The sequence below is a fragment of the Mesorhizobium sp. M0751 genome (assembly GCF_040320265.1).
Taxonomy (GTDB): domain Bacteria; phylum Pseudomonadota; class Alphaproteobacteria; order Rhizobiales; family Rhizobiaceae; genus Mesorhizobium.
The window spans coordinates 154893-172398 of sequence record NZ_JAMYPH010000011.1 but is presented as its reverse complement, the minus strand read 5'-3'; the positions used below and the strand labels follow the sequence as shown (position 1 = coordinate 172398).

The 17506-nt window shown below is 61.1% G+C and carries 18 protein-coding genes and 1 pseudogene; 6 read left to right on the top strand and 13 right to left on the bottom strand.

The genetic code is table 11. The features are described 5' to 3' along the window. Window positions 1-52 precede the first annotated feature (52 nt). From NKI19_RS18655 to NKI19_RS18645, 3 genes are all read right to left on the bottom strand, one after another. The gene (locus NKI19_RS18655; RefSeq protein ID WP_352488195.1) at window positions 53-913 is read right to left on the bottom strand and encodes a C40 family peptidase; all 861 of its coding nucleotides are present in this window, start codon (window positions 911-913) and stop codon (window positions 53-55) included. A 30-nt stretch (window positions 914-943) separates the two neighbouring features. After that, entirely contained in the window at window positions 944-1294 is a 351-nt protein-coding gene (locus NKI19_RS18650; RefSeq protein WP_023676939.1) for a MarR family winged helix-turn-helix transcriptional regulator, read from the bottom strand. Between the two features lie 69 nt (window positions 1295-1363). Next, window positions 1364-2728 (bottom strand): leucyl aminopeptidase family protein, encoded by a 1365-nt coding sequence (locus tag NKI19_RS18645; RefSeq protein WP_352566250.1) that lies wholly within the window; start codon window positions 2726-2728, stop codon window positions 1364-1366. A gap of 123 nt (window positions 2729-2851) precedes the next feature. Here NKI19_RS18645 and NKI19_RS18640 point away from each other — a divergent pair, with 123 nt between their 5' ends. Continuing rightward, window positions 2852-3673, top strand: coding sequence for a tetratricopeptide repeat protein (locus tag NKI19_RS18640; RefSeq protein ID WP_352488566.1), 822 nt, complete (start codon window positions 2852-2854; stop codon window positions 3671-3673). Window positions 3674-3788: 115 nt separating this feature from the next. On the opposite strand, the gene NKI19_RS18635 is transcribed toward NKI19_RS18640, so the two are convergent. The 9 genes from NKI19_RS18635 to NKI19_RS18595 form a co-directional block, all read right to left on the bottom strand. Beyond that, on the bottom strand, window positions 3789-4805 hold the full coding sequence (locus NKI19_RS18635) for a type II secretion system F family protein (protein WP_292654024.1): 1017 nt from the start codon (window positions 4803-4805) through the stop codon (window positions 3789-3791). 9 nt (window positions 4806-4814) lie between these two features. Further along, complete coding sequence (locus NKI19_RS18630) at window positions 4815-5828, bottom strand: type II secretion system F family protein (protein ID WP_352488193.1); 1014 nt, start codon at window positions 5826-5828, stop codon at window positions 4815-4817. A 29-nt stretch (window positions 5829-5857) separates the two neighbouring features. Then, window positions 5858-7366 carry a TadA family conjugal transfer-associated ATPase gene (locus NKI19_RS18625; RefSeq protein ID WP_352488192.1) on the bottom strand — a complete coding sequence of 503 codons (1509 nt, stop codon included), beginning with the start codon at window positions 7364-7366 and terminating at the stop codon, window positions 5858-5860. Between the two features lie 29 nt (window positions 7367-7395). Next, a complete protein-coding gene (locus tag NKI19_RS18620) occupies window positions 7396-8679 on the bottom strand; it encodes a CpaE/TadZ family protein (RefSeq protein WP_352488190.1) in 1284 nt (427 codons plus the stop codon). Window positions 8680-8734: 55 nt separating this feature from the next. Continuing rightward, entirely contained in the window at window positions 8735-9469 is a 735-nt protein-coding gene (locus NKI19_RS18615; protein WP_352488189.1) for a CpaD family pilus assembly protein, read from the bottom strand. A 14-nt stretch (window positions 9470-9483) separates the two neighbouring features. Continuing rightward, window positions 9484-11010 carry a type II and III secretion system protein family protein gene (locus NKI19_RS18610; RefSeq protein ID WP_352488188.1) on the bottom strand — a complete coding sequence of 509 codons (1527 nt, stop codon included), beginning with the start codon at window positions 11008-11010 and terminating at the stop codon, window positions 9484-9486. Then, window positions 11007-11822, bottom strand: coding sequence for a Flp pilus assembly protein CpaB (cpaB, locus tag NKI19_RS18605; RefSeq protein ID WP_352488187.1), 816 nt, complete (start codon window positions 11820-11822; stop codon window positions 11007-11009). The genes NKI19_RS18610 and cpaB overlap by 4 nt, the downstream gene beginning before the upstream one ends. Before the next feature lie 190 nt (window positions 11823-12012). Then, entirely contained in the window at window positions 12013-12531 is a 519-nt protein-coding gene (locus tag NKI19_RS18600) for an A24 family peptidase (RefSeq protein ID WP_352488185.1), read from the bottom strand. A 160-nt stretch (window positions 12532-12691) separates the two neighbouring features. After that, complete coding sequence (locus tag NKI19_RS18595; RefSeq protein WP_352488184.1) at window positions 12692-12862, bottom strand: Flp family type IVb pilin; 171 nt, start codon at window positions 12860-12862, stop codon at window positions 12692-12694. Between the two features lie 343 nt (window positions 12863-13205). Here NKI19_RS18595 and NKI19_RS18590 point away from each other — a divergent pair, with 343 nt between their 5' ends. The 3 genes from NKI19_RS18590 (at window position 13206) to NKI19_RS18580 (ending at window position 14992) form a co-directional block, all read left to right on the top strand. Next, window positions 13206-13628: a pilus assembly protein N-terminal domain-containing protein gene (locus NKI19_RS18590; protein WP_352455128.1), complete on the top strand. Its 423-nt coding sequence runs from the start codon at window positions 13206-13208 to the stop codon at window positions 13626-13628. Window positions 13629-13780: 152 nt separating this feature from the next. After that, window positions 13781-14341: a TadE/TadG family type IV pilus assembly protein gene (locus NKI19_RS18585; protein WP_352488183.1), complete on the top strand. Its 561-nt coding sequence runs from the start codon at window positions 13781-13783 to the stop codon at window positions 14339-14341. Window positions 14342-14371: 30 nt separating this feature from the next. Next, the gene (locus tag NKI19_RS18580) at window positions 14372-14992 is read left to right on the top strand and encodes a TadE/TadG family type IV pilus assembly protein (protein ID WP_352488181.1); all 621 of its coding nucleotides are present in this window, start codon (window positions 14372-14374) and stop codon (window positions 14990-14992) included. 89 nt (window positions 14993-15081) lie between these two features. Here the strand turns inward: NKI19_RS18580 and NKI19_RS32870 are convergent. Next, window positions 15082-15210: pseudogene (locus NKI19_RS32870) on the bottom strand (phosphate/phosphite/phosphonate ABC transporter substrate-binding protein); the annotation flags it as partial. Between the two features lie 160 nt (window positions 15211-15370). Here NKI19_RS32870 and NKI19_RS18575 point away from each other — a divergent pair. Next, complete coding sequence (locus NKI19_RS18575; RefSeq protein WP_352488180.1) at window positions 15371-16609, top strand: phosphopentomutase; 1239 nt, start codon at window positions 15371-15373, stop codon at window positions 16607-16609. Next, on the top strand, window positions 16602-17492 hold the full coding sequence (gene mutM / locus NKI19_RS18570) for a bifunctional DNA-formamidopyrimidine glycosylase/DNA-(apurinic or apyrimidinic site) lyase (protein ID WP_352488179.1): 891 nt from the start codon (window positions 16602-16604) through the stop codon (window positions 17490-17492). The genes NKI19_RS18575 and mutM overlap by 8 nt, the downstream gene beginning before the upstream one ends. Window positions 17493-17506: the final 14 nt, after the last annotated feature.

The following is a 17506-nucleotide window of genomic DNA, read 5'->3' as shown; positions in this document are numbered from 1 at the left end:
CGGTGACGCGCAATCGCCAAGCAGAATCAGAACAAAAGGTGATCGATTCGCATTACGGCCGGCGAAACCCGGTCGGTCCGCCATAGAGATAGCCGATACGGGCGACCGCCTCCCTCAGTCCTTCACGCGACACCAGCATGGTGTGGCCGTTGGCGTGGATCATGGTCTCCGGGTCCGTCATGATCGCGACGTGGCCTTTCCAGAAGACCAGGTCGCCGCGCCGCAACCCGGCAAAATCCGGCCCGGGGTCGAGCGGTTCACCAATGGTCGCCGCCTGCATGTCGGTGTCGCGCAGCACTTGCCTGCCAGCCATGTGCATTGCAAGTTGCACGAGACCGGAACAATCGATGCCGAATCCGGAGACGCCGCCCCACAGATAGGGCGTGCCGAGAAACGCCTCGGCGACCGCAACATAGTCGGCGGCGGCCTCGGCGACCGGCCTGAGGTGACCCGAGATGACCGCTTGGCCGGACGGCAACAGCGCATAATGCGTGCCGCGCGTTTCGGCTGAGCCCGTCACCGCCACCAATGACCCCATCGAGAGCTGCCCGCTCACCGGGAACCGCAAATCCGGTCCCGGATAGAGGAAAGTGCGCGGCACCGAGATAACATGGGTAGGCGCATGCTCCCGATCGCCCAGCACGGTGTCCGCGACATAGCCGACATAGCCGTCGCGCTCGGCCTGTATCCAGGCCCAGCCTTCGGCGTCCTCGAAGACGAGGACGTCTTCGCCGAACAGAAGCTGGGTATCGACGCCGGCATCCGGGCGCGGAGCCCTGCGGACATCGGCCACGGAGGCTGATATGCGAGCCGGCCGGCCGGCGACGAAACGATCGGCGGAAACCTCGCCTTTCAGCCTGGCGTCGGCGAGATCGGAGCGGAAGGCATGGAGGCGGGCATCCCTGGCGATCAAATTGGCAACTCGTTCAAATGGGCAACTTGGTCAAATGGGCAACTCTTGGGCTCTGGCAATGATAACATCGCCAAAGCGCTCGACAAAGAGCGCGCCTTCGACTGTGCGCCTGACCAGCACGTTGCGCTTGTCGAGCTCGTCGCGGTGGCGCGACACCAGTTTCAGCGCGCCCATCGTATCGAGCGCACGGGTGATCACGGGCTTGGTGACGTTGAGGCGGGCGGCGAGCCCGCGCACCGTGTGCGGCGGCGGATCGAGATAGATGGTGAACAGGATCGCCGTCTGGCGCATGGTGAGATCGGGCGCGTCGTCACGCACCTCGGACAGCACCACCTGTTGCCATAGTCGCAAGGCCTGGCTTGGACGCATGATGATCGACATCCGTCCAGCATGACGGAAAATTGTTTCGGTTCCGTTTCAGTCAATACCTTCGTCGGCTATGCCCGAGAATCAGCCGTAGCGGTTCGAAATGACCTGCTCCAGCGCTCGGATGCCTTGCGCTTCGCCACCGGCAAGGCCGTGCGGGCGATCGGACGGGTTCCAGGCGAAGATGTCGACGTGTGCCCAGGCGGCGGTCTTTTCGACGAAGCGCTTCAGGAACAACGCCGCGGTGATCGAGCCAGCGAAACCGTCCGACGTGACGTTGTTGATGTCGGCCACCTTCGACGCCAGCTTGGCGTCATAGGGCTTCCACAACGGCATGCGCCATAGCGGATCCTCGACCGCAACGGAGGCGTCCGCCAGCTCGGATGCAAGCGCCTCGTCACCGGTATAGAACGGCGGCAGGTCGGGACCGAGCGCAACACGGGCAGCGCCTGTCAGCGTCGCCATATCGACCAGCATCTGCGGCTCGTCGTCATCGGCCAAGGCCAAGGCATCGGCGAGCACCAGCCGCCCCTCGGCGTCGGTGTTGCCGATTTCTACGGTGATGCCCTTGCGGCTGGCCAGCACGTCGCCGGGCCGGAAGGCATTGCCGGCAATCGAATTCTCGACTGCGGGGATGAGCACGCGCAGCCGGACCTTCAGCCCGGTGGCCATGATCATGGAGGCGAGGCCAAGCACGTTGGCAGCGCCACCCATGTCCTTCTTCATCAAAAGCATGCCCGAGGAAGGCTTGATGTCTAGACCGCCTGTATCGAAGCAGACGCCCTTGCCGACCAGCGTTATCTTGGGGGCATTCTTCGGCCCCCAAATCATGTCGATCAGGCGGGGCGCGTCGGCCGAAGCTCGACCGACGGCGTGGATCATCGGAAAGTTGGCGGTAAGAAGATCGTCACCTTTGGTCACCGATATTTCGGCCTTGTGCGTCGCGGCCAAGGTCCTGGCGGCCTTCTCCAAATGCCCGGGGCCCATATCGCTGGTCGGCGTGTTGACCAGATCGCGCGCCAGGAAAATGCCATCGGCGAGGCGGCGGATGTGGGCGCCGTCGGTGCCTGCCGGCAGCGCGAGGCGAAGCGTCTTGCCTGTCTTCTTGCCGTAGCGGGTGAAGACATAGCCGCCGAGCGCCACGGCGAGTGCCGTAAGCTCGGGCTTGGCCGGTGCGGACGCAAAATGCCAGTCGCCTTCGGGCAAGGCTCTCGCTAGTGCGCCGATGGCCAGTGCGCCCTCGCCATCACCGGTGCCGAACAGGGCTCCGGTAATCGCACCGTTGTCGCCAGGCACGATCAGCGTCCTGCCGGCCTCGCCGGAAAAGCCGTTGGCCTTGGCCCAGGCGACCGAGGATGGCGCAAGGCCCGCCGCCGCCAGAGCACCCTTGGCCACCAGATGGACCGGCAGCGCACTACTCAATTCTTTCTCGACGAGTTCGACAGGCATTCGCTGGTCTCCGGGCTTCCGAGTCGGCGTTTCTTAACTCTCCGTTAGGGTTAACAGAATATTTCTGCGGGAGGGAAGATGACCACGCAAATGGTCACACGCATGAACGGAGCCCTGGTGCCGATGCCGACCAACCGCAGGATGAACGCCAGTGCACATAGGCTGATCACCACAGCGTTGATGATGGTGCTTGCCGCAGGCGTCGCCGGCTGCGGAACCAGCAAATTGACGACTGGCTCGATTTCTCGTCCAAGCGGCAAGCCGCTGGAAACAATGTCGGCGGGCGAACTGCACAACGCTACGATGGCGCTCGGCCAGTCCTATTCGAAAAACCCCAGCGACAAGCGGACCGCGACAAACTATGCCGCGGCGCTGCAGATGGACGGCGACGCAGACCAGTCGCTTGCGGTGATGCGCAAGCTGGCGATCGCCTTGCCGAAGGACCGCGACGTGCTCGCCGCCTATGGCAAGGCGCTAGCCGCCAATGGTCAGTTCGAGCCGGCTCTCGATGCCGTGCGCCGCGCCCAGACGCCCGAATATCCTGACTGGAAACTGGTATCGGCCGAAGCTGCCATTCTCGACCAGCTCGGCCAGAAGGACGAGGCGCGCCAAGGCTATCGCAAGGCGCTTGACCTCAGGCCGAACGAACCGTCGATCCTTTCCAATCTCGGCATGTCGTACGTGCTGGAAGGTGATTTGCGCACGGCCGAAACCTATATGCGCTCGGCCGCCCAGCAGCCGAATGCAGACAGCCGCGTCCGCCAGAACCTGGCGCTGGTCGTCGGTCTGCAAGGCCGTTTCGACGAGGCCGAGAAGATCGCCTCGCAAGAGCTGTCGCCGGATCAGGCGCAGGCCAATGTCGCTTACCTGCGCCAGATGCTGGCGCAGCAGAATGCCTGGAGCCAGCTCAAGGACCAGGACAAGGCAAAGCCCGCCACCAACTGACCGCTTCGAGCGCCGAACCGGCGCGAGAATTCCGCAACATGTCAAACGCAAAGAGCCGCGCTGCACCGGCAGCGCGGCCCTGAATCATATCAGCTTTGTGGCGACGCCGCTGGCGCTACTCGCTGCTGGATTTCGGCTGGTCGCCAAAGATGCCGCGCTGGCTGACCTGGATGCCGGCGGGACCCAGAATGATGGCGAACAGCACCGGCAGGAAGAACAGGATCATCGGCACGGTGAGCTTGGGCGGCAAGGCCGCGGCCTTCTTCTCGGCGGCATTCATGCGCATGTCGCGGCTTTCGGCGGCCAGCACGCGCAGCGCATGCGCCACGGGCGTACCGTAGCGCTCAGCCTGAACCAACGCCTGGGACACCGACCTGACGGATTCGAGGCCAGTTCGGCTTGCAAGGTTCTCGTAGGCCTGCTTGCGCTCCTGCAGATAGGAAAGCTCGGCGTTGGTCAGGATGAACTCTTCCGCCAATGCCACCGATTGCGCGCCGATCTCATCGGCGACCTTGCGGAGCGCCGCTTCCACCGACATGCCGGACTCGACGCATATCAGCAACAGGTCGAGCGCGTCCGGCCACGCCATCTGAATCGACTGCTTGCGCTTGGTAGCGCGGTTGTTGACGTAGAGCACCGGCGCGTAGAACCCCGCATAGGCTACCACGATGCACACGAACAGCTTCACGAAAAGCGGCTGCTCGGGCAATCCTCCGAGCACGAACAGATACATCGCCGCCAATGCAAAGCCGATGAAGGGCAGGACGAGACGGAAGAAAAGGAAGCGTGTCAGCGGATTTTGCCCGCGAAAACCCGCCACTTTCAATTTCTGCAAGGTACCTTCATCCGCCAGCGCACGCCTGAGATCCAGGCGATCGACAATATTGCGCATACCGACCGACTGTTCTTCGCGCAGGCCCTTGCGTCGGCGGTCGGCTTCGACTGCCAGCCGCGCACGCTGCTTGGCGCGCAGCTCATCGCGCTCCAGCGCCACGGATTTCATGCGCGCCTTGAGCTGGTTTCCGCCAAAGGCGGGCAGCAGCGTGAAGACGGTCGCAAACACCGCAATGCCGACAAGCAGTGCGATCAGCAGAGACGGATCGGTGAGAGTTCTGATGACGTGATCGGTCATACGCGAGTCCTAGACTTCGAAGTTCATCATCTTGCGCATTACCAGGACGCCCATCGACATCCAGATGCCGGAACAACCGAGGATCAGATGGCCGGTGCTGGTGGTGAAGAGGGGCATGATGTAGTTCGGGCTCGTCAAATAGACGAGAAAGGCGACGACGAAAGGCAAGGCGCCGATGATCACGGCGGATGCCTTGGCTTCCATGGACAACGCCTGGACCTTGGCTTTCATTTTCTTGCGGTCGCGAAGCACGCGCGATAGATTGCCCAGCGCTTCGGAAAGATTGCCGCCGGCCTGAGACTGAATCTGGATGACGATGCCGAAGAAGCTCGCCTCGGTGCACGGCATCGTTTCTGGCATGCGCATGGCCGCGTCGGGGATCGACAAACCCATTTGCTGCGAATCGACGATGCGGCGGAACTCGGTCTTGACCGGCTCGGGGGACTCGTTGGCGATCAGGCGCACGGCATCGTTCAGCGGCAGACCGGATTTTACCGCACGCACGATGATATCGAGCGCGTTCGGAAATTCGTTGAGGAACGCCTTGACGCGGCGCGCGCGGCGAAACGAGACGAACCAGCGGGGCAGACCCAAGACGCCGACCAGCAGCGCAGCCGGCAAGACCAGCAGTGGTGCGCCGATGAAATAGACAACAGCCGTCAAGACGACGCCGCAGACCGCCGAGTAGACATAGAAGCGCTCAAGCGAGATCTTCATGCCGGCCTGACGGATTTGGATCTTCAGCGGTGGCTTCTTGACCAGGCTCTGATTGGACTTTTGCTTTTGATCGAGATCTTTCAGCGAATCCTGGACGGACTTGCGACGCTTGGCCGCTTCCGCCACGCGATCACGCGAAGCCTTGACGACGGAACGATCCGTCTCGGCGGTCTTGATCGAATCAAGCCGCTTGCCGACCTGCTTCTCGGTGCTGATCCTGTTGAACAGGAAAGCATAGGCGACAGCGCCGGCGCTGAAGCCGGCGAGCACGACGAATGCCAATACAGTGCCGTCAATTCCGAACATCGACCCTGGCCCCCACGCTTCCAGACGGATCAGTCAGCGCGTTTCTCCATCGCCTCGAGCGCAACCGCGAGGCGCTGCTCCTCACCGTAATAGCGGGCGCGCTCCCAGAAATGCGGACGGCCGATGCCAGTCGACACGTGCTCGCCCAGCAGCCTGCCGTTCGCGTCCTCGCCCTTGATGTTATAGAGAACGATGTCCTGGGTGATGATGACGTCGCCTTCCATGCCGATCACCTCGGTGATGTGGGTGATACGCCGCGATCCGTCGCGCAGGCGTGCAGCCTGTATGATCACGTCGATGGAGCCGACGACGATTTCGCGCACGGTTTTTTGCGGCAGCGTATAGCCGCCCATGGCGATCATCGACTCAATACGGTTGAGGCATTCGCGCGGGCTGTTCGAGTGGATCGTTCCCATCGAGCCGTCATGGCCGGTGTTCATCGCCTGCAGCAGGTCGAACACTTCGGGTCCGCGCACTTCGCCGACGATAATGCGTTCGGGGCGCATGCGCAGACAGTTCTTGACCAGGTCGCGCATGGTCACTTCGCCCTCGCCTTCGAGGTTCGGCGGACGGGTTTCGAGACGCACCACATGCGGCTGCTGCAATTGCAGCTCAGCTGAGTCTTCGCAGGTGATGACGCGTTCCTCGCGGTCGATATAGTTGGTCAGGCAATTGAGCAGCGTCGTCTTGCCTGAGCCGGTACCGCCCGAGATGACAATGTTGCAGCGAACACGGCCGATGATCTTGAGAATCTCGGCCCCTTGCGGCGAAATCGAGCCGAACTTGACCAGCTGGTCGAGCGTCAGCTTGTCCTTCTTGAACTTGCGGATGGTAAGTGCGGTGCCGTCGATAGCCAGGGGCGGTGCGATGACGTTGACACGGGAGCCATCAGGAAGACGCGCATCGCAGATCGGGCTTGATTCATCGACGCGGCGGCCAACCTGGCTGACGATACGCTGGCAGATGTTGAGGAGCTGCTGGTTGTCGCGGAAACGGATGCCGGTCTGCTCGACCTTGCCGTTGACTTCGATGTAGACGTTCTTGGAGCCATTGACCATGATGTCGGCAATATCGTCGCGGGCAAGCAGTGGCTCCAGCGGCCCGTAGCCCAAAACGTCGTTGCAGATATCCTCGAGAAGCTCTTCCTGCTCGGCGATGGACATCGCGAAATTCTTGATCGCGATGATGTCGTTGACAATGTCGCGGATTTCCTCGCGCGCGCTTTCGGGATCGAGTTTGGCCAGCTGCGACAGATCGATCGTATCGATGAGTGCGGCGAAGACCTGGCTTTTGGTGTCGTAGTAGGTTTCACTCTTTTGGCGCTGGATAGTTTTCGGCTCCGGGGCCAATGGCGGCGGCTCGACCGCACGGCGAACCGCCGGCGCGGCAGGCGCGCCGGATGGCGGCAGCGCCGCCGGCCTGGCAGTTACAGCCGCTTCCACAGGGTTGGCGGCCGCCGGCGCAGCAGGTGCGGGTGCTGGCTGACGGAATTCCGGAATGGTCCGGTTGCCGTCGTCGCTGCCTCTTTTACCAAACATGATCGCTTACCAATTCCACCGCTGAGGCATCACTTCTTGTTGCGCGAAAGCTTGCCGATCAGGTTGCCGAGGCCAGCCTTTTTCTTCACCTTGATTTCGCTGCGCCCTGTCAGCACATGGGCGATCTCGTTGATCGTGGCGACGACCGGACTCTTGGCATCCATTTCACCGAGCATACGTCCATTATTGGCAGCATTTCCGAACAAAAGCGGCTCGAACGGGATGATCGACATCGGCGAAAGGCCGAGCGATTCGGAGAAGTCGGACGGCGTAATCTCGGGACGTTTCGGCACACCGGCCTGGTTTATTACAAGCTTTGGCGCAGGATCGTTCGGACGAAGCCGCTTCAGCATGTCGACCAGGTTCTTTGTGTTGCGCAGATTGGCCAGTTCGGGCGTCGCCGTGATGACGATCTCGTCGGCCTTGACCAGCGTGTTCTTGGTCCAGCCGGCCCAGACGTGGGGAACATCAAGCACGAGGAGCGGCGCGCTACGCTGGGCTATGTCGATAAGCTGGGTGAAGGCGTCAGGATCGAAATCGTAGACCCGCTCCAGGGTCGAAGGTGCCGCAAGCAGCGACAAGTGCTCGGCGCATTGGGCGAGCAGCCGGTCGAGATAGACCTCGTCGACGCGTTCCGGCGAGAAGACCGCCTCGGCAATGCCTTGCGCCGGGTCCTGGTCGAAATTGATATTGGCCGTTCCGAAGGCGAGGTCGAGATCGGCGACAACCACTTCGGATTTGAAAAGGGACGACATGGCCCAGGCCACATTATGGGCTATGGTTGAGGAGCCGACGCCGCCCTTGGCGCCGATGAACGCAATCGAGCGGCCGATCGGCTCAGCTTCCGGATCAACGAAGATCGAAGACACCACGCTGACGATGTCGGCCATCGATACGGGCGCGATGACATATTCGGAAATGCCCGAACGGATGAGTTCGCGGTACAGGCCGACATCGTTGTAGTGGCCGACAACCACCACCTTGGAGGTCGGATCACAATGCTCGGAGAGCTGTGCGAGTTGTTCCAGCAACAGCTTCGGCTCGCTGCGCGATTCAAGCAGGATCAGGTTCGGTGTCGGCGCCGACTGATAGAATTCGATGGCGGTGGGGATGCCCCCCATATGCACCTTCAGATGGGCCTTGGCCATGCGGCGATCCTCGCCGGCGCGCTCGACCGGATTGGCTACGCCTTCGGTCTCGCAAAATGCCTGGATCGAAATGCGCGGGATCGGCCGCAACGCCTGCATCGCGGCAATATCCTGCTCCGAGGTTTCGCCGCCCGGTACCTCTGTGTCATAGGCAAGATTGCTCATTGTCATCACTTTCCGTGACTTGCGCGGCTTAGGGTTTGTTGAGCCTCAACACTCGTTAATATTCGACTTCCGAATTGCCGAGGAATTCGTCCGAGATACCTCTGTCACGATAGACGTCGATCACCGCGCCGCGATTTTCCGCGTCGATCGGCGTCGGCTTGCGTGGCCCGATCAGATCGGACGGATTGGCCATCTGGGCAGCCAGGTTGTTCTGATACGAACAGCCGAAATCGGCATAGTGCTTGTTTTCCGAAGTCTGCAGCAGGTCTTCGGGCCAGCGCCCGCATTTATCCGTCTGAGCCTTCACCGAGACGTAGGCAACACGGACCGGTGCGGACGCTTCGGCCGAGACAGACTGATAGGACCGCAAGGCGATCCGCTTCCGGCTGATGCCGCTGGCTATGGCCAGCCTGGCGAAATCGCGGCCGGCCGCTGCCGCTGCGATTTCGTTGGCTGAGCCGCTCGGAATCTCAATCGTCAGCACCGGGGCCGCGCTCCTGTCGTATCCGTCCAGGAAGCCCAGGAGTGTGTCACGCTGGGATCTGGTCATACCACGGTCGCCGGCGCCGACCGGAAGATCGATCTTCTGTATCTTCTCGGCTATGACGATCGGATGGGTGGTGCGATAATCGTCCGGTATGGCACCTACCGTGACGCTGTCGCGATTGGCGCAGCCGGCCAGCAATGCCGCCACCGCGATCGCCATAATGGGAACGGCCGGCCGCCAGATTCGCGAATGGACTGACCACGTCGCGGTGATCGCCTGCGCCTTCGATGTTGCCTTAGACATGACCGCTTCCCCGCTTACTTGTAGATAAAGCCGACAACGCCGTGGTAACGGCCGTTGGGCTTGTCGGTCTGCATGGTGCCGTAGACACGGTTGACGCGGCCAAGGAAAATGCCGGCGCCATCGCTGGCGGCGTTGAAATTGTCATCCGGCTTGGCAAGATCGTTGCGCGCCACCGGCTTCACCAGATAGGGCGTTATGATGATGACGAGCTCGGTCTCGTTGCGAACGAAATCCCTGCTGCGGAACAGCGCGCCAAGCACTGGAATCTTTGTCAGACCGGGCAAGCCGTTGACGGCTTGCCTGAGATCATCGCGGACAAGGCCGGCAATCATCATCGAGCCGCCCGAAGGCAGTTCCACTGTTGTGTCGGCCAAGCGCTTGCGGAGCGACAGGGCATTCATGCCCGGGCTTGTTACACCTTCGGACAAAGACACAGACCCCTCCGTTGTCGGCTCGGAAACCGAGGTTCTGACTTTCAGGCTGATACGGCCGGGAGACAGCACCACCGGCTGGAATTCCAGGCCAATGCCGTATTCGATCTTCTCGATCGAATACGTCTTCAGACCGGTCTGGTTATCGTTTGATACGGCTTGGGAAACGCTGGTCACCATGTTGTATTCGCCGCCAACCTTGAAGGTCGCCTTCTCGCCGGATACGGCCGTCAATGTTGGTTCGGCGAGGGTTTTCATGACGCCGGACTGTTCCATGGCATTGATGTAGGCCTGCAGCGTCGAGCTCCCGATAGCGAGGCCCGAGTTCGACAGCGACTTGCCCAAACCAGTGAAATTGTCGCTTACCGCGCCCCAGCTGATGCCGTTGCTGCTGCCGTTGCCCACCATGTTGACGCCGAGCTGCTTCATCACCGAGCGGCTGACTTCCGCGACCGTCACCTTCAGCGTCACTTGGTCGTCGCCGATAATCTGCAGCAGGTTGACGATCTTGCTGACGCGGCGCTCGGCATCCGGGTTATCGATCGCGACGCCGGCTTCAGCCGAACCGCCGGCAGCGGTCTGCGAATATTGACCCGTGGTCGCCTCGCCGCCGGACACGAAGATGTTCGCCAGATCAGCCGCGCGCTTGGCGTCCAGAGGAGTGTCAACGGTTCCGGTCAGAACGACGTTGTCGTTCAGCAACTCGACCTTGACCTCCGATGACGGGATGAAGCGCTTGATGTAATCCTCCAGCCCGGCGACGTCACGTTCGACCGCTAGGTCAAGGCTGACGATCTGCTCGCCATTCGGGCCAAAGACGAAGATATTGGTCTCGCCGACCGCCTTTCCAAACAGATAGATGCGCCTGGCGGTGCGGGTCACCGCGTCGGCTACAGCGGGGTTGGCGACGAGAATGTCGTAGGCATCACTCGGGAGGTCGATGACCACCGACTTGTTCAGTCCAAGCTTGACCCGCTGGGTGGCGGTCGAAGCCGTAACCCTGGCATTGCCCGCCGCACTGGCATCGAGGATGCCATATGCATTCGTTCCAAGGAGAAACAGGCCGATCGCCGCAGCCAGCGTGAGCGGCAGTTTGGTTTTTAGACTCATTTCCTTGCCCCCACTTCGGAAACTTCGCCCGACTTGATCAACCGCACCGTTCCGCGCCGGCCATTGCCGGAAACCAGGTAATCGGCTTCGCCCACATTCTTGTCCTGGCTATCCTTGATCGAGCGCAGCGCCAATGTCAGGCGATCCGCCATCTGCTGTGCGACGGTGATGATCTCTGACTGCTGCGGCGTCAGTTCCAGGGTGGCGGTCTGGCCCACCCTGGTCTTCTTGCCTTCCTCGTCTTCCTGAATGGTCTGGTCGATCGCCAGGACGCGAATATTCTTGAGAATAGTTTCGGTCGTGAAGCCCGAACCACCGCCATTGGCGGGATCGGCTCTGCGGGTCATGATGACGTCGACGAAATCGTTGGGAAGAATAAAGCCACCGGCCGAGGTGTCGGCCGAGATGCTTGTGGCAACAGCCCGCATGCCGGAGGGCAGGATCGACGACATGAAGCTTTGCCCCTCACCGATCAGCTTCGAGCGCCGCAGCGGTTCGCCGGCGTAGAGCGCCACGCGGGCGACGGCGCCCTTCAGCTTGTCCAGCGCTTCAGGCTCGGCGGCGCGGGTGATGAAATTTGCGTTGATGCCGGCGGACGGCCATGACTCCCAGGAAATGTTGTTTTCAAGCGGACTGCCCATCGGAACGTCGCCGGAAAGAACAAGCACATCCTGCAGTGCGATCGTCGGCGCCTGAGGACCGGAATCGACAACCGGAGGCGGCGGAGCCACGACCATGTTCTTCGCGACATAGCCTGCACCACCGGCCGCGGCTATCGCCACGCTCAGAATAATCAATCGGGATGCTGGCATCTGTCCGAACCTCGCCTTGGCAAACCACGTAGCCAAGCGGGACTTTGCAGCGGCAATCGTCAAAACAAGGTTAATGTTATACTTACGATCGTGATTAATTTAACGTTTACATAAATTAGACCGACAAGCCCGGCCCGAAAGAAAGACGTGGCCAACTCGCCTGCTCGGCGCCAACGGCGTGAAGCGGAATTCAGCCCGCCAGCCTGGTAAGTGCCCAGGCCATCAACGGCGAGTCGGAATAGGTGAGCAGACCGCCAATGCCAAGCGCGATGCCGTACGGAACGCCGGTCGCCTCATCGGCGAAATGGCGCAGGAACGGATTGTGGCTTGTGACGGCGGCAAGCGGCGACTTTCGATAGGCGAGGATGGCTAGCGTCAGCAGGCCGCCGATGAATGTCGAGGCGACGAGGTACTCGATGAGATGGATGTTCAGTCCCATCCACATAGCAGTGGCAGCCAGAAGCTTGGCGTCGCCACCGCCCATGCCGCCGAGCGCGAACAGGCCGAACGTCACCGCGAGAACCAGGCCGGCGGCGGCGAAATGCCAGCCATAGGTGACCCAGTCCATGCCGGTCAAAGGCGCAGCCAAGGCGAAGACAACCACAAGCAACACCGGCACGCGATTGGCGATCGTCATCGAAAGCATATCGGAGATCGCGGCAAAAAGCATGCAGAACGGAAACACGACGAAGATCACGGCTTCAAGCATCAGCGCGGCGCCTGTGGTCAAATTGCATCTGGCCCTTAGCCTAGTCACATTCGCTTAACGATTGATAAGGCCCGAATTTGAAATCGTGCTGGGACTGAAGACTAAATAAGGGCCGCCAGTGCGGCGGCCCTTATTTGGAGAACAAGCGAACCTGTTACGGTCAGCTACCGCTCACCTTAGTGGAGATGGTGCTGAACTTGGCGTTCAGCGCGTTGCCGAGCGAGCCGGCGCCGACCATGATGGCGAGCGCGATAAGGGCGGCGATCAGACCGTATTCGATAGCGGTCGCGCCGGATTCGTCCTTCACAAAACGTGCGATGAGGTTAGACATTCGAGCTCCTACTCCAATTGTTACAGCACTTCCGTCAACTTCTCTTGGTGGCTGATCGGATGCTGCGAATCTAAGGAGAAGCTGTTTCAATCGGCTTAATAAACAGGCTTACCGATTCCTTTCCCGCTTCGACGACCTTGCGTGGTTAACCTAGAACTAAAATACCCGCCGCTGGGCCCACGGGCTGACAAAAGGCGCAAAAGGCGCAATTCGGCAAAGACGTTCCAGCCGTGCCGGCTAGGCCCAATGTCGGTTCCGGCTTGATCCTGAACTCCAGCCGCTTAACGGTTGGTTCACCAATCTCGTTCATGTTCTGTTGAACAGTTTGCCAGGGGGCGCCTCAATGGCCGGGCCGAGATCATCATTTCCAGTTGCCGTGCTTTTTGCCGCAGCGGCTTTCGCCTTTCCAGCCAAGGCCGGCGCCGGCATCGAGGTGACGATGAACCAGGCAAAGATCATCAAATTGTCGCGCGCCGCCGATACGATTGTCGTCGGCAATCCGGCGATCGCCGACGCCTCCGTGCAGGACGCATCGACGATCGTACTGACCGGCAAGGGATTTGGCGTCACCAATCTCGTCGTCCTCGACCAGGAGGGTAACCCGATCGTCGATGAGCAAATAACCGTCGTGCGCCAGGCAGCATCGTCGGTGCGCATCTATCGGCGTTCCGAAGTACAGACCATGTCCTGCGCGCCATATTGCGAAAGCTCGTATAAGAGCGATGCCGAGAAGGCCTCTGAAGCCGAAATGAGCGCCGGGCATTAGCTAGCCGACGTCTCCGCCTTTGACGGGAACGTGCTTCGGTTATCGCCGGGTTAAGGCCTTCCCATTGAATTTAACGGTCATTCCAACCGGACTTCAATCGGTTCCGACTAAGGGTGGGACCGATACAGAAGCGGCATCGGCGGGCAGAGGACATGAGCAACGCAGGACGAGCAGGTTTTCCAAGACGGTTTCTGGGCGACCGCCGCGGGAGCACGGCGATCGAATTCGCCATGCTTGCAATTCCTTTCGCGCTTCTTGTCTTCGCCATCCTGGAGAGCTGCATTTCTTTTGCCGCACAGGAAGTGATGGCAAACGCCACCGACGACATCGCGCGCCAGCTGCGTACCGGCCAACTAAGACCGACCGATGTGTCCGGTACCAAGCTGCGGGATATGATCTGCACCAAATTGGAGATCATGGTCGCCAAGACCTGTCCCGGATTGCTGGTGGACTTGCGCGAATATCCGACCTTCGCCGATGCGGCGCTGGCCGGTTTCAAGATTCAGGATGGCGACGTCGTGCTGACCAAGGGCACGAGCACACAGACCTTCACCGTCGCACCTGGCCTGGCGGAGTCGAGAAACATGCTGCGGGTTTTTTACAAATGGCCGGTGATGACCGACTTCATGGCCAAATCGATGGCCAACCTGAAGGACGGCAAAACGCTGCATTTTGCTTCGATCACTTGGCAGAACGAGCCGTTCGACAACTGAACCACGTAGTCGCTTGAAAAGGGCAAAGCCATGATTCGTGCGGGGGCACAGCTGGGCATCGCAGGGATTTGTACAAGAGCAGTCCGGCTTTGCTCGGACCGCCGCGGTATTGCGGCTGTCGAGTTTGCCCTCATCGTGCCCGTCCTGTTGATCATGTACTTTATGACAATGGAGGCCTCGCAAGCCATCGAGAGCAGCAAGAAGGTCAGCCGCATCGGCAGCATGGTAGCGGATCTCGTCACGCAGCAGCAGACCGTCAAGGCGGCCGATGTCGATGCCATCATGGCGATCGGCAGTTCCACGCTGCAGCCCTACAACCGCTCGAAACCGAAGATCATCATCACGGCGATACAGGTTACGAACGAGACGACGCCGAAAGTCCTGGTCGTGTGGTCGCGCAAACTGGTCGATGGCGTCTCTAGCGTCGACGCGGTCAAGGATTCCACCACAACGGTCCCGAGCGCGCTCAAGATCAAAGGCACTTTCCTCATTCGGGTCGAAAGCGATCTCGCGTACAAGCCAATCATCACTTGGTCGGCGGACGGCCAAAGCCGGTTCGGGTTGACCTCGGTCTTCAATTCGATATCGATGGCGGAAACTTACTATCTGCGGCCGCGCAGGAGCCCGACCATTCCGTGCAGCGATTGCTGACGCCTGAAGCCCGCTAACGGGCTGTTGCTAGTGCTTGCGACCGCGGGCCGAGACTAGAGCGGCCAACACATCGTCCCTCGGACCGGCAACGGTTCGGCGACGATATCGATACGGAACGTTCCGATAACATCGCGCCAATCGGCTCGCGCCAGGTTTGCGCAAGACGCATCCAGCAGCAAAGCCAGTACGGCGGCGAATGCGTTCAGGGCAGGCATCATGCGAGCTTCACGCCGCGCATTTCCATCGGCAGATCGACCATGCCGCGATTCGTCTCTCCCGGGCCAGCACGCCAATCCGTGCCGTTCGGGTTTCCGAATTGCCAATGGCGGCGCGGAACCCTATGTCTGAGCCAACACACAGGCAATGATGAACCATTCGATGGCACGCGCCTTCCTTTTTGTCCTCGACTCCTTCGGCATCGGCGGCGCGGCCGATGCCGAACGTTATGGCGATACCGGCTCCAATACGTTCGCACACATCGCGCGGGCCTGCGCGGAAGGCCGCGCCGATCGCGAAGGCCTGCGTGACGGGCCCCTTCTTGTACCAAACATGCTCGCGCTCGGCCTCGGCCAGGCCGCGGCAACGGCGACGGGTTTCAGGTTCGAGAATGGCGGCAGTGCCCCGCTTGCCACCGCCTTTCACGGGGCGGCCCAAGAGGTTTCGAGCGGCAAGGACACGCCATCGGGCCATTGGGAAATAGCCGGCCTGCCGGTCCGTTTCGACTGGGGTTACTTCCCGGACACGATTCCCGCCTTTCCAGCCGAATTGACCGAAGCAATGGTGCGTGAAGGGAAGGTGCCCGGCATCCTCGGTAATTGCCATGCTCCGGGCACCGAGATCATCGAACGGTTCGGCGAAGACCATATCCGCACCGGCAAGCCGATCTGCTACACCTCGATCGACTCCGTCCTGCAGATCGCCGCGCATGAGGTTCATTTCGGCCTGGAACGGCTTTACGAGTTCTGCAAGGTGGTGCGCAGGCTCGTCGATCAGCTGAATATCGGCCGCGTCATCGCGCGGCCGTTTATCGGTGAAGCCGCCACGTTCGAGCGAACGCATAATCGTCGCGACTATGCCGTACCGCCGCCGGAACCGACGCTGCTCGACCGGCTGACGGCGCGCGGCGGCCGGGTTATCGCGGTCGGCAAGATCGGCGACATTTTCGCCCATCGTGGGATCTCGGAAGTCCGCAAGGCTGCCGGCAACATGGCAATGTTCGACAAAGCGCTTGGCGCCATGGAAGATGCCCGCGACGGCGACCTCGTCTTCGCGAACTTTGTCGACTTCGACACCGAGTTCGGGCATCGGCGCGACGTTGCGGGGTATGCCGCCGCACTCGAAGCTTTCGACCGGCGCCTGCCCGAGGCATTCGCACGGCTGAGGCCAGGCGATCTGCTCATTTTGACCGCCGATCACGGCAACGATCCGACGTGGCGCGGCACCGATCACACACGCGAGCGAATTCCGGTTATCGGGACACGGCCGGGTTTCAAAGGCGCAGACATCGGACTGAGGACGACGTTTGCCGACATCGGCGAAACCGTGGCCGAACATCTCGGGCTGGCGCGCGGCCGTTACGGCACCTCCTTCCATGCCACGATAGATGGCCATGCCTGAGCTGCCGGAGGTCGAAACAGTCAGGCGCGGTCTGCAGCCGGCCCTTGAAGGTGCCCGCATTGTCGGTGTCGAGGCACGCCGGCCGGATTTGCGGTTTCCGTTCCCCGAGAGATTTTCGGAGCGGCTGACCGGCAAGACGATTGCGGCGCTCGGCCGCCGTGCCAAATATCTGACGATCCACGTGGACAACGGCCCGGTTTTGATCTGCCATCTCGGCATGTCGGGTTCGTTTCGCATCGAAACGGCCGACGAGAGCGCAACGCCCGGCGCGTTCCACCACGAACGTTCAAAAAATAGCGCTCACGATCACGTGGTCTTCGACATCGCATCACCTGCCGGCGTCCGCTCTCGCGTGATCTTCAACGACCCGCGCCGCTTCGGGTTCATGCTGTTTGCGGAAGGCGAGCCCGACATGCATCCGATGCTGGCGGGATTGGGCGTCGAGCCTACAGGCAATGCACTGGACGGCGCGCTGCTCGCTTCGTTGCTGAAAGGTCGCAAGTCACCGCTGAAAGCGGCACTTCTGGACCAGAGGCTGATCGCCGGGCTAGGCAATATCTACGTCTCGGAAGCGCTTTGGCGGGCCGGCCTGTCGCCGCTGCGCGAAGCGGGCACCCTCGCGAGAGCCGGCAAGAAAGCCAAAGAGCAGAGCGAACGCCTGGCCGAAGCAATCCGCTCGGTCGTCGCCGATGCGATCGCCGCCGGCGGCTCGTCGTTGCGCGATTATATGCAGACCGATGGATCGCTGGGCTACTTCCAGCATTCCTTCGCGGTTTACGATCGCGAGGGCGAAGCCTGCTCCAAGCCTGGTTGTGGCGGCCACATCGAGCGTATCGTGCAAAGCGGTCGTTCGACTTTCCACTGCCGGACCTGTCAGGCTTGAACCAGAAGCGAGGA